General features: G+C 37.9%; 8 protein-coding genes. 2 read left to right on the top strand and 6 right to left on the bottom strand.

The genetic code is table 11. The features are described 5' to 3' along the window. Positions 1 to 4: 4 nt before the first annotated feature. The 6 genes from HCX49_RS05070 to HCX49_RS05045 form a co-directional block, all read right to left on the bottom strand. On the bottom strand, positions 5 to 1,831 hold the full coding sequence (locus HCX49_RS05070; protein ID WP_168126388.1) for a RagB/SusD family nutrient uptake outer membrane protein: 1,827 nt from the start codon (positions 1,829 to 1,831) through the stop codon (positions 5 to 7). A gap of 10 nt (positions 1,832 to 1,841) precedes the next feature. Further along, positions 1,842 to 5,336 (bottom strand): SusC/RagA family TonB-linked outer membrane protein, encoded by a 3,495-nt coding sequence (locus HCX49_RS05065; protein WP_168126387.1) that lies wholly within the window; start codon positions 5,334 to 5,336, stop codon positions 1,842 to 1,844. Between the two features lie 131 nt (positions 5,337 to 5,467). Next, a complete protein-coding gene (locus tag HCX49_RS05060) occupies positions 5,468 to 6,553 on the bottom strand; it encodes a FecR family protein (protein WP_206368248.1) in 1,086 nt (361 codons plus the stop codon). Positions 6,554 to 6,602: 49 nt separating this feature from the next. After that, a complete protein-coding gene (locus HCX49_RS05055; protein ID WP_168126385.1) occupies positions 6,603 to 7,154 on the bottom strand; it encodes an RNA polymerase sigma factor in 552 nt (183 codons plus the stop codon). A 465-nt stretch (positions 7,155 to 7,619) separates the two neighbouring features. Beyond that, complete coding sequence (locus HCX49_RS05050) at positions 7,620 to 8,084, bottom strand: GyrI-like domain-containing protein (RefSeq protein WP_168126384.1); 465 nt, start codon at positions 8,082 to 8,084, stop codon at positions 7,620 to 7,622. A 207-nt stretch (positions 8,085 to 8,291) separates the two neighbouring features. Next, entirely contained in the window at positions 8,292 to 10,772 is a 2,481-nt protein-coding gene (locus tag HCX49_RS05045; protein WP_168126383.1) for a phosphocholine-specific phospholipase C, read from the bottom strand. 427 nt (positions 10,773 to 11,199) lie between these two features. Between HCX49_RS05045 and HCX49_RS05040 the strand changes: the two genes are divergently transcribed. Further along, on the top strand, positions 11,200 to 12,012 hold the full coding sequence (locus HCX49_RS05040) for a helix-turn-helix domain-containing protein (protein WP_168126382.1): 813 nt from the start codon (positions 11,200 to 11,202) through the stop codon (positions 12,010 to 12,012). A 71-nt stretch (positions 12,013 to 12,083) separates the two neighbouring features. Beyond that, positions 12,084 to 12,770, top strand: coding sequence for a DUF6624 domain-containing protein (locus tag HCX49_RS05035; protein WP_168126381.1), 687 nt, complete (start codon positions 12,084 to 12,086; stop codon positions 12,768 to 12,770). The last annotated feature ends 30 nt before the right edge of the window (positions 12,771 to 12,800 follow it).

The following is a 12,800-nucleotide window of genomic DNA, read 5'->3' as shown; positions in this document are numbered from 1 at the left end:
GATTTTACCAGTTTGGGTTTTGTTTCCATTTGCCATTTGTCAATTCAATCATCCGTTGTTGGATGGGAAGTAAGTAATCTCGATCGACTCTAAAGCGATACCCATTTGGCAATACTGCTTTATAAGGATCCATATAGCGCATAGCATCACCAGGATTACCGGACAAAAAGAAATTGACTGTTTTTCCTGCTGGCGCAGTGTCATAGTATAACAGATTGTCTTTGTAAAAACCTGTAGTGTTATTTTCTTGCGCAATATTGCTTCCTGTAAACAGAATTCCCAAAGGTCTTTTGCCAACAAGCAATTGATCTGCCGCTGCCCAACGTAAAATATCTTGTAAACGATGTCCCTCGGCTACGAGCTCGACACGTCTTTCTCTTCTTACTCCCTGTACGAATTTGTCTAGCTGTGCAAATGGGTAGTTTGCTGCAGTATTGTACTCGCGATCGAAATCCATGTCCGGCATATTAACACGGGCACGCAACGGTCGTACCGCTTCAATAATTTTACTCGGATCTTCCTTAAGTTCAGCTATAGCTTCGGCATAGTTGAGTAATACTTCTGCATAACGGAAATAAATGACAGGAGCAGCACTCATGCCATCATCAGATACGGCAGGAAGACTATTGTACTCGACATATTTGTACATCGGGTAACCTGTAGTTGAACGATTGAATCCACTTTGATTGATCGGTGGAAAATTGGCGGCAACAGCATCAGGTCGTAAAGGCGCCTGTGGCACTACTGCTGTTTGTGCTAATCGTGGATCACGAACTGTAGGTTTTAAATCTTGGCTGTATGTTTTTTGCGCTTCGGTCTGTAGTGTACCTACAAAAGGTTTACCATCTGCTGTTAAGTAATCACTCACGAGACTCTGGGTCAAACCGATATCTCCCCCTCCTGTTGATAGATATTTGGAAACACCGTGACCGACATTTTCTGAAGGATTATAGCGTCGATATAATAGAACCTCATTGTTTGTAGAAAGATTTGCCGTATTAAACATATTGCGATAATCATCATTGAATTTTCCAGTGGTATATATTTTCCAGCGATTACCATCTATAATGGTCTTGGCGGCATCACGTGCTTGAGTCAGATAACTCTTAATCTTATCTTCTGTAGCTTCCGTGCTCGCAAATGATGTCCCTTTTAATTTATGGTACCTTTGCCATGTTCCTTCATAAAGACCAACACGTGATTTCAATGCCAGGGCCACATCACGGTGAACACGCATACTCGCATTGGTAGATACAGTAGGTAAAAGATCGACCGAACGGTTCAGGTCGTTGAGGATAGAATCTACGATCATAACACGACTGTCCCTTGCTAATAGCGTAGATTCATCTTCGGAACTCAACAATTGATTGACCCAGGTGACATCGCCATATTTTTTCACCAACTCAAAATAATACCAAGCACGAAAGAAATATGCCTCACCTAGATATTTGTTGATCTCAGTTTGATTTCCTTTTGCATTTTTTGATTGCTTTAGAAAAAAGTTGATTGATCTTATTTGCGTATATTCACTGATACTTGAAGCATTAGCAACCGTTAACTGTCCGCTAAGTCTCGGATCTACACTGGTAAATATCATGTTATCGGTACGTGCGTCATCAAAAGCAGGCCCGATACCACCGGTAAAATTCGGATGACCGGGTAAAGTTTGATAGAACTGATTGACATACAGTTTTAGCTCATTGGTCGAGGATAAACTCCCTGTTGTGGATAATTGATCCAATGGTTCTCGATCCAAAAAATTGCTATTACACCCTGAAAACACAGTGATACTCACTGTAATTAGGCATAAATATAAATTATATAGTTTCATGTTGCTCGGGTTAGAAATTAACGTTTAGACCAAAAGAATACACTTTACTTAAGGGATATATCTTCCCTGTACCTGAACCTCCATTGATGGTTTCTGGGTCAAACATTTTCGCCAATGGACTAAAAGTCAATAAGTTTTCGCCACTAACGAATACATTGATACGCTCGAACTTCCAGCGTTGGATCAGTGATTTAGGGATATTATAACTGATGGTCAGGTTTTTGAGGCGTAAATATGCAGCACTTTGTAAATAACGGGTTGAAGATAGCTGGGTCTTATTGATATAAGAATTAATGGCACCTGCAGGTGCTGCATAAGGATTGGGATAGTAAGCATCGGGATTACTTTCGGAGAAGTAATCTAAATGTTGTTTGAAAACGGTCACTTGCGCTAAAGCACCTGCTCCCCAGAAGTAAGCATCGGCCACTGCTGGACTAAAATCTCTTTTACCAATACCTTGCCAAAGCATATTCATCGATAAATTTTTCCACGTTAATCCACCAGAGATACTATAGCTATACCTTGGGGTGCTGTTTCCGATAATGGAAATGTCGCCCATATCACCTAAGCGATTGGTTCCATTATTGATTTTTCCATCATTGTTGATATCAAGGTACATGACATCTCCAGGGATCCAATCGCGAGCGGACAAAAATGACTGATCCAATTCATTATAAGCATCTGCTTCTGCCTGTGTACGGATTAATTGATTGGCGGTATAGCCCCAGATTTCACCAGATGTCTTGCCCTCGTACCATTGTCCACTTGGATCAAATTTTGTTGGATTTTGATATTTCGTAACCATTGATTTGTAATCTGTGAGGATTAAGCCCAAATTATAGCTCCAGTCTTCGGAAAGCTGATCACACCATTTGACATTAACTTCCCAACCGCGTGTTCTTAAATCAGCATTGTTACTTTTTGCGGGTACTGTACCGAAAAGATCGGCTACATCTCGAGATGGACCGAGCATATCTTTGGTGTTGCGCTGATAGATATCAATTGCACCGGTCAATCTGTATTTGAATGCCGTAAAATCAAGACCAAAATTGGCGCTACGTACAGTTTCCCAGGTGATCAATGGATTGAAAGCACCCGGAGCGTTGATATAACTCTCGCGGCCATTTTGAAAATAATACCTTCCTCCTGCTCCGTTGGCACCTGGTACGATGATGCTCATGTTTTCCGAGTACGCATAGAGTCCTGCTCCAGCCTGATTTCCTAATGATCCGTATGAACCTCGTATTTTCAGCTGATTGACCCAGCTGACTTCATCTTTAAAGAAGGACTCTTCACTGATGTTGTATGCCGCCGATACCGATGGAAAGAAGCCCCAACGATTGTCGGGCGCGAAACGGGAAGAACCATCATAACGGCCATTGACTTCCAAGAGGTATTTTTGGTCGAAATTGTAATTCAAACGCGCAAAGAAACCACGTGTTGCCCAATGATTACGTGCTTCTTTACTTGATTTGGTTCCTGTCGACAGGTCTATACCCGGACGATCGAAGCTAATCAAATCACTAGCGGATGTGTAGATTTCTTTAAACTGATCTAGTTCTTGCTGAAAACCCGCCGTAACATCAAAATTATGGTTGTCTAGCGATAATTTGTAGTTGGTATAGATGTTAGGTGTAAGGTAATTGTTGCTGTTCATTTTACGCTCAAAACTGCCTCCTAATGGAATATTGTATTCAGAACGATTTACAAGATAAGAAGCTCCATCAATGCCATAAATTGTGCCTGGGAGTTTTAAGATATCATTAGCATCATTATCTAACCTATAATTGAGATCGGCAAATATCTTCCAGTTTTTTAAAGGACTTATTTCCAAACCACTTAATATTGCTAGTGTATTGTTTGTCAAATCGTCTTTTGTACCCGACTGTAAATATGGAACCATGGATTGTTCATTCCAATTACCATAAAAATCGTAAGGTGATACATTGGGACGCATACGCGCTAAATTATGGAAGAACATGTCTTCATATCCTGCTAGAGGCGTTTGGTTATTGCTTCTGGTATATTTAACATTGGCTTTTAGTTTTAGCCAAGAGGTCAGATCTGAGGAAACTGAACTGTTGAAATTATAGCGTTTATAGTCGATATCTGCATACCGCAAGATTCCTTCTTCGTTGTAATAACCTGCCGATACGTAAAATTGCGTACCTGCATTGCCTCCACTCATGTTTAGTGTATAATTCTGACGTAGAGCAGTTGGTTTATAATGCAGATTGAACCAGTTGGTGTTAGCAATTCCATTGGCACTGTTTTCCCAGCTTGCATAATTGTTGGTGTTGACTTCTGGAAAAATCGAAAGACTGCTTGGATCATTGATATACTGTTGCAATAGCGCAATCTTGTCTTCCGAATATTGCTTCGTACCCAATGCATTAAAGGTCGCTGCATTGAAGAAGTTGGCAAATTCTACGGAATTAGCCATATCGGGTAATCTAACAGGTGAAGTAATTCCGGTATTGCCGGTAAAACTGATTACTTTTTTTCCAGCTGTACCTTTTTTGGTTGTTACCAATATAACTCCATATGCTGCTCTTGATCCATATATAGCAGATGCCGACGCATCTTTCAGTACTGAAATGTTTTCAATATCGCTTGGATTGATATCTGCAAGTGACATCTCCATTCCGTCTACAAGTACATATGGGCCATCTGTTCCGCTGATGTTTCCAACTCCGCGTACATTGAGATTGAAACTTTGACCAGGCTTAGTATTTCCTCCAACGCTGACATTCAGTCCCGGTACGATCCCTTGTAAGCTTTGTGTTGCATTGACAACGGGCCTGTTTTCAAGTTCACGTCCGCTAATTGCGGAAACGGCACCGGTCAAATTGACGCGCTTTTGTGCTCCATAACCAACGACAACGACTTCTTCAAGTTGAGCAAGATCCTCGGCTAACTGAATAGATTGAAAAGCAGATGAGTACGATACCTCTCTTGATACAAAACCGACACTACTGATTAAGATCGTACTTTGTGTATTTTTAACCGCAATCGTAAATTCTCCTTTTTCATTTGTAAGTGTACTCCTATCAGATCCTTTTTCCTTAATGGATACTCCTGGTAAAGGTTCGCCTTTGCTATCGATGATCTTACCATGAAACCTGGGGTCCTGTACTACGATTGGTGAAATAATAATCCGGCCACCATTGATCTCTTGCATTTTAAGACCTGTTTTTTCTAAAATAGGTTCTAACAATTCATTCCATGGTTTTTTAATTGCATTTACATCGCTGATCACAAATTTGTCAATCTGGTTGTCATTGTAGATAAAACGTAGATCAGTTTGTTTTTCGATCAGCTGTAGTAAAGTTTTAAACTTTATGCTTTTGTTTTTTAAAGTAATGTTGCCTTGCGCAAGTGTCGAATTTGCATAACTGTTGTAGCCCAAAGCTACAATAAGCAACAGCGTAAATTTTACCATGAAGAGCCACTTTAGGTAATAAAGAATTGGCACATGACTGACGACATGTGAATTTTTTTTCATAATTTAGATATTAGAAGTTAGTAATTAAGCACATTACTTTACTAGGGCTTTGTGCTTTTTCATTCATCTTTTAGGGTATATCGTTACGATATACCCTTTTTTGTAAAGGTTTGATTCATAATTTTGGGTTTTTAATAAATTAATATACTGTCTTGTTTTTCTGTGTAATGTAAATTGACACCTGTTTTAATTAACAGGTCAAGTAAATCTTTACAGGTTTTTTCCTCAAATACACCCGTAAAAGACTCATTCATGAGTCTTTCATTTTCTATGACAATCGTTTTATTGTACCACCGTTCCATTTTTTTTGTCATAAGTTCCAATGGATCATTTTGAAAAACAAGCTTATTTTTAGTCCAAAGAATATCCAGTTGTTCACCGTTTGTAGCGGTAGCTTTTTTCATATCAATAATTACTTGTGTGTTATCAGGAGAAGTATTCTGACGATTTTTACTGATACGCATGGCATTGGTCATGATGTTGGTTACTTCGATTTTGTCTCCCGGCAGCATAATATATTGACGATATTTACCATTGTCTTTTATTTGTAGATTGACCTTCCCTTCAATCAATGCTGTTTCCATTTTCTGTTCTTCAGGATAGGCTCTGACATTAAATTGAGTACCTAATACTTCAATTCTGTTGCCATAAGAATCGACATGAAAAGGTAGATTTTTGTTTTTTGCAACATTAAAGTAAGCTTCACCGGATAATTTCACATCACGGTTACTATGTCCATATGACGTGTTATATTCCAATTGGCTCTCGCCATTCAACCAGATTTCCGTACCATCTTTTAACCTGTAGAATTTACGCTCTCCCTTGGCGGATACAAGTGTGATGCTATCATTACTAGCTACTGGCATATAGATGTAAGTAACTCCTATTGCTAAAATGAAAAATATAATCACTGCTGCTATTGAGAATCTATATTTTCGCACTTTACGTTCAGGCTCTATTGGTTGTGCTATTACAGGTTCTTGGGAAACAGCAGCAGACATAAATTTTTGCTTTGATCTTTCGTAGCGTGTTTCTTTGGGGATTGTTTTTTTTCCAGATATACTTTTGCTCTGTGTTAGAAAGAGATAGAGATCGATTCTATTTTCATCTTCAGCCATTAGACGATACAGCTCATCCAATTCTGAACCCGAAATCGACTGGTTCAAAACTTTATGAATCAATTGTAAATATTGCTGATCTGCTGATGACATATTCATGGTTTAATAGCAAGACACATGAAAAGAGCAAAATCCCCAATACGATATGTTATTTTTTTGCTTTTAATAGAAAATATAATTTTTCGATTGCAATCTGCATGTGTCTGTCTACTGTTTTGACTGCGATACCCATGCTTTCGGCCGCTTGTTTATAGGTCATCTGGCAGTCTTTTACCAAAAGAAATGCTTCTTTGGTTTTTGGTGATAATTGATTGATTGCAAATTCAATCTCTTTGGTTTTCTCGGTAGATATTAGAAGTGCTTCAGGAGATAGGTCGTCGATTAAGGTATTACAATGCAGTTCAACAGATTCGTAACGAACTATTTTATTTCGTAATAGATTGAGACATTTATTTTTTGTTGCCCGGTATAAGTAGGCAGACACTGATTTGATCTCCATAAGCTTTGGACCCATATTCCAGATCTCCCAAAATACTTCGCTAGCGACATCTTCAGCGTGACAATCGTCTTTAACAATGGATAAGGCATATTCCTCCAGAATTTCTAAATTTTTAATGAAGAACTCCTTAAACACATATTCATCACGCATAATGGCGATTTTATGTTTTTGCTCTTCACTAAAATCCTTAATATCGTACATGTTTATGGTTCGTTGATTGGCTTGACTAATATAAACAAATCATACATAAAACGTTAACAATTGAAAAAATTTAAAGAATTTTACTTCAGCTTCCCGACTGAATTTCTGAACCGCTGGAATAATTTAAGAGATTTGGTAATAACTACCAAAAGCAATACTAAACTTTTAAATGAAAACATGTCCACTTGATTTAATATCTTTTGATTTGATTAATAATCTACGTGTTTAAAAAGGTGTTTTAAACATTTTACTTCTTAGCAACAACCTAAATATTGCTGTTATACTTCATATTGTATGATGCATGAATCTCTTACTATTCGATTTTCAAAAAGTTGAAGCAAAATACGGCATCAAAAATAAGGTCATATAAAAAGCCGTTTGGTCATTCCAAACGGCTTTTATTTTAATACTATCTTATTTATATTTTTTTGGTACCGCTACAAAAACAAAAAACTATAAAGATCACTACTTAACAGAGATAAAGGTCTCTACCTCTGCCTCAGGACCATCATTGTATTTTTCACCATGTACGGTAAAATCTGCTTTGTAGGCTCTTTTTGAATTAAATTCTTCATCACCCCAAATGCCCAACCAAGTATTGAATACGGCTTCTGGCATCTTTCCTTTGGACACAAATTCAGCATATTCTCCCCCTTCGATTACTAGACCGACAAGTCCTTCTGGAACCACCGTTAACGTACTTACTTCATATCCGATAATGGTATCGTAATGGCCTGTAAAATCTGTTTCATAATTTGTATAAACGGCATAGATGTCGTTATTTATCTTTTGCTCGAATTGATGTATGGTTTCATCTTTCCAAAACTTTTGCCATAATAATTCGATATCATTTGCAGATTGTCCATTTTCATTGGTAGTTCGAATGGTCATACCGATAATCTTCTTTTCTTCAATAGTAATGTTGTTCATTTTTTGATTTTTAATATTTAAACGAAGATAACGATGACGGGTGACAGCGGTATGTCAGCAGTAATAGCCACATTGAATTAAACTTATAGCCGATAAAAGGAATCAGATATAGAATGGTACGCTATTAATTTGCATCTAAGTAAAAGCACCATACAATTTGAGGTGTATGATGCTTTTTATTTAATAATAGAAGGATCGTTAAGACTTCTATGCCATTAATGGATCGCTTTTCGCGTTTTGTCCAACTTCAATACGTCCTGCAAATTGCTCGAAATAGTTCAAGTATCCAGTACAGCTTACTTTTATATCATACCAAAAATGCTGTTTGGATAAATCAACTTCGGCAACCGAGGTCGAACCGGCACGCACCTTAATGTTACGCTCTGGTTGTCCATAGCTGTTATCGTGAAGCCATACTTCAACCTGACTGTCTTCATGATTCGCGATCTCAACCAGCAATCGGCCTGTAAATCCTTTACCTTTTTTATCGCGTTCATAACGACAAGAAATTTTAATTTTTGGGTTTTCTTTACCTCCAGCAAATCTTCGGAAAAAACCATTGGGACCGTAAACGCTTAATTTATAAGCAGGCTTTTCGAAGGCTTCTAATGACCAGCTATCCTGCAACCGGTCTCCTGCAACGGTAGCATAATTCCAACTTCTTCCTTGTTCATTATGATAAGAAGTTTCGCTGTAAACGGTAAATGCTGCTCCTGCTGATGCGGTACCGAATATGCGATTTGAAGACTCAAAGGAGATCTTATATGCTACATTTTCTTGATCAAAATATCCATCAACATAGAGTTCGTAAGGTAGTCCGCATGAATCTCTATTCCCTTTCTCCTGTTTCGGGAAGTTGGGCGAAGTTCGAGGATCTTGCTCTATCTGCTCTATTTCAGCTTGATTTAAGACTTTAAATCCTTTGGGCACATCTTTATATTGTGCTTGATGAATGCTTTTAATAAATGGCTTTTTCTGAACGAATTCGGGTTTTGCTATAACTTCCCCTTTATATGGTCTGAAAGCGGAGGTTAAATCTCCACAAACGGCCCTCCTCCATGCTGTAATATTAGTCTCTTTGATATCAGAACGTGTTTTGTGATTAATGAACCGCTCTAAAAACTGTAATGGTGAGGTGTGGTCAAACACCTGTGAATTTACCCAACCTCCACGGGACCATGGAGAGGCGATGATCATCGGTACACGATACCCAAGGCCGATGTTACTTTCACGGCCGCTTTCGGGATGATATTGCTCTTCTTTTGTTACATATTCCAACCGTGTGTCGATGCCTTGAGAAACTTTACCTGAATCTTGACGATAAGGGTTTGGCGCCGCAAAAGGTGCCACATGGTCAAAATAACCATCATTTTCGTCATAAGTAAGGATAAAGATAGTCTTTTTCCATACTTCTGGATTTTTGGTTAAGATTTCCAGAACTTCACTGACATACCAGGCTCCGAACCAAGGTGAATCGGGGTGATCCGAGAAAAGCTGCGGTGCCGTTAGCCAAGATACCGTAGGCAGTTTGCCACTGTCCACATCTTCTCTAAACTGATACAAGATATCACCCTTCGGTATTTGGAGTTGGCGGGTCTCATCGCCTTCTTGATATTCCATCTGCTCGAGCTCCATATAGTCTGGAGCAGCACTGTTATTCACAAATGCACGTCGATGGATTTCTTTTGTGTATGCGCTTAACTTTTCAAAGTTTTCGTCTGTATACAGCTCTTGCTCTTTTAAGGTTTCTTGCAGCCGCTTTTGCAATTTCTCATACTCTTCCCCAGTTACAATATCTTTTTCCTTTAGCTCTTCAAGTTTTGCGTCGATCTGCTTTCGTTTTTCAATCAATAGATCTTGATAACGCTTGCTATATCTGACAGCATATTGAGGAAAATATTCCATTACATTACACCCAAAATTCCCCAACCAACTGTTTTCTTGACCACTATAACCGGCACTACTGGACGATATTTCATTTTGATAGATTTTCCAGTCCACCCCGCTATCTGTAAGGCGTTCAGGAAAAGTTTTCCATGTGGCTTTACCACTGAACTCGGAATCTCCGTTCCACACCAGTGCTTTATCGGTCAGTTTTTCTCTGATATTGCCTGTCCAAAAATAAAGCCTATTGGGATTGGTGCCTGTTAGACTGGAACAAAAATGTTGATCGCAGATGGTAAATGCATCGGCCATGGCATAGTAGAACGGTATATCTTCACGCGTATAATGACCCAATGTTAAGGGCATCTCTTTAAAATCTTTAAATCCCGAACGTTTGACATCCAGCCAGCGATCCATCTTGCCCTGATTGCGGGCATCGGTCTGGTCTGTCCAATTGTGTGGCAGACAGCCCATCCAAGTGACTTTAGAATCTTTAATATCCAGTCGAAAAGGAGCATATGTTTTACCATCAGCTTGTGTCTGTAACCAGACTTTCTGGTTATTGGGCTGCCGGATAGCACGTGGATCGTTAAATCCTCGAACTCCCCTTAGGGTGCCAAATGCATGGTCAAATGATCTATTTTCTTGCATAAGTAGCACAACATGTTCTGCATCGTAAAACGTACTCCCTAATTTAGGATCTATAGCCATGGCCTTAGCAATAGATCGAGGTAGCAGTTGCGACAAGGACATACCACCTGTTAGCATCGCCGCTTTTTTTAGAAAATCTCTCCTGTTATCCATTTTATCAATTATTCTTTTAAATGATCATTCTTTAATCAGCCCCATCCATTCAACTTTTCCCTTACTCACAAAAATGCGCCAGTGTCTTCTTAATGTTGTAATATCATGTGAGACTTGAAAATACGAATTATAGCTTGTTTATAATGAACAGCAATTATAAACTAATTATTGGAAATAGAATATTATTTTTTTATCAATTCCATGTTGCTGAGTAATGATGGAATTGGTATTATTATCCATCTTCGTGGTCATAGATTGATTGTAATGATAGAAATAACCAGTTAGACAGGATAGTGAGGCATAAGAAAAAACTAAAGATCATACGGGAGATAACTTTTGGAAATGTGCTTCTTATAGGTGCAAGTGCGCGATAATCTTATTATCTTTAAGATATATCTCCTTTTATAATTTTTTTAGATATACTATTATGTTTACCAATATTATACCATTTTCCGATCAACTAAAAAAATATATTACCTGTTTTACAGTGTCACACCATGGAGAGACCTTTCCTTTAAGGTATACAGCGTTTCCAAATTTGGGCACATGTCTAGCCCTATTTAATCAGACCTCGATATCCATACAGCCCAACAAAGTTACCTTCATAAGAGATGAAACCCATGGACCTGAAATTATTGTATTGGGTAGATTAACACAACCGACACTAATCACGTTTAATGATCCTGTAGACGAAATAGGAATTAATTTTACACCCTGCGGTATCAACTATTTTTTTGAGCTGCCATTTGTAGAAATAGCAGCTCAGTCACATCAATTACTGAGCGAATCCAAATGGTCTAAATTTGCTTCACAACTCTTCGCAATTCCTTTAGAAAAGAGAATTGAAAGCCTCGAAGAATTTCTTTTATTGAATTTAAGCGTACACAAAGGGGATCCATTAGAAAGAATTAATAACAGCACTTCTGAAGTCAATAAATTGACCGTGAAAGAGCTGGCAGCAACCGCCTGTATGTCTGAACGAAATTTCCTACGGTACTTTAAAAAGTATGTTGGTTGCAATCCTTCCCTCTTTAAAAAAATAATTAGATTTAGAAATGCACTTGATGCTCAATACTCGAAAAATACAAACGCATATCATAGATTTTTAATTACTGAAGACTATTACGATTCATCGCATTTCAGAAAAGAATTTGTACAATTTACGGGTTGTGCATTGAGATCCTTTAAAAAAGGCACTTTCCTGCCTGGAAATGGGAGTTCAGTATTTAAACTGATGTGAAAGTTGTCCGATTTATACCTTTTTAGTTTTTTCCTATCATGTATTTTTGATAAGTAAAATAAGTTGTAATTATGAAAGAAGTATTCCTATCAGTATTAGCACTCATTAGCATAAGCTGTTATGCTCAAAAGCCATTAAATCTGGAATTAAAGAAACAATTGGATACCATTCTAAGAACAGATCAGGGTATAAGGGAATTTTTAGATCCGCAGGTTACAGATGAAAGGAAAGATACCATTGCGCAATTCCTCAATTACCCGAGAGCTTTACTCGATAAAAGTAACTGGAAAATTATGCAAAAAATTGATTCAATAAATATTGAAAAGGTCGAGCATATCATTGAAAAATATGGTTACCCAGGTAAAACATTAGTTGGTGAACCTGAAAATACAGCTGTTTTTTATGTGGTACAGCATTCAGATAAAATCTCAAAGTATTATAAATTAATTGAAAATGCAGGAAAGAATAAAGAATTACCTTTTCGGTATGTTGCTATGATGCTGGACAGAAAACTTACTAGCGAAGGAAAAGAACAGATATACGGTACCCAAGTATATATGCAAATGGTGAATAATCCAAAAACGGGTAAAAAAGAGCCATTTGAATATGTAATGCCTATTAAAGATGCTAAAAACGTAAATAAGAGACGCAAAAAAGCTGGTTTTGATTCTACAGTAGAAGAAAATGCACAAAGACTCGGGGTGGTTTATAAATCATATACACAAAAGCAAATAAATGATATTATTAAAAATAAGTAAACGTATCTTTTACTGTTAATGTGAGCTTCT

Origin of the sequence: Sphingobacterium sp. B16(2022) (assembly GCF_012030425.1) — a bacterium.
Taxonomy (GTDB): domain Bacteria; phylum Bacteroidota; class Bacteroidia; order Sphingobacteriales; family Sphingobacteriaceae; genus Sphingobacterium; species Sphingobacterium anhuiense.
This window is presented reverse-complemented; position numbering and strand designations above follow the sequence as displayed.

Excerpts from the sequence above, each read along its gene's own strand:
- HCX49_RS05070 (WP_168126388.1), bottom strand. The coding sequence starts at position 1,831 with ATGAAACTATATAATTTATATTTATGCCTAATTACAGTGAGTATCACT.
- HCX49_RS05045 (WP_168126383.1), bottom strand. The coding sequence starts at position 10,772 with ATGGATAACAGGAGAGATTTTCTAAAAAAAGCGGCGATGCTAACAGGT.
- HCX49_RS05060 (WP_206368248.1), bottom strand. The coding sequence starts at position 6,553 with ATGAATATGTCATCAGCAGATCAGCAATATTTACAATTGATTCATAAA.
- HCX49_RS05050 (WP_168126384.1), bottom strand. The coding sequence starts at position 8,084 with ATGAACAACATTACTATTGAAGAAAAGAAGATTATCGGTATGACCATT.
- HCX49_RS05040 (WP_168126382.1), top strand. The coding sequence starts at position 11,200 with ATGTTTACCAATATTATACCATTTTCCGATCAACTAAAAAAATATATT.
- HCX49_RS05065 (WP_168126387.1), bottom strand. The coding sequence starts at position 5,336 with ATGAAAAAAAATTCACATGTCGTCAGTCATGTGCCAATTCTTTATTAC.
- HCX49_RS05035 (WP_168126381.1), top strand. The coding sequence starts at position 12,084 with ATGAAAGAAGTATTCCTATCAGTATTAGCACTCATTAGCATAAGCTGT.
- HCX49_RS05055 (WP_168126385.1), bottom strand. The coding sequence starts at position 7,154 with ATGTACGATATTAAGGATTTTAGTGAAGAGCAAAAACATAAAATCGCC.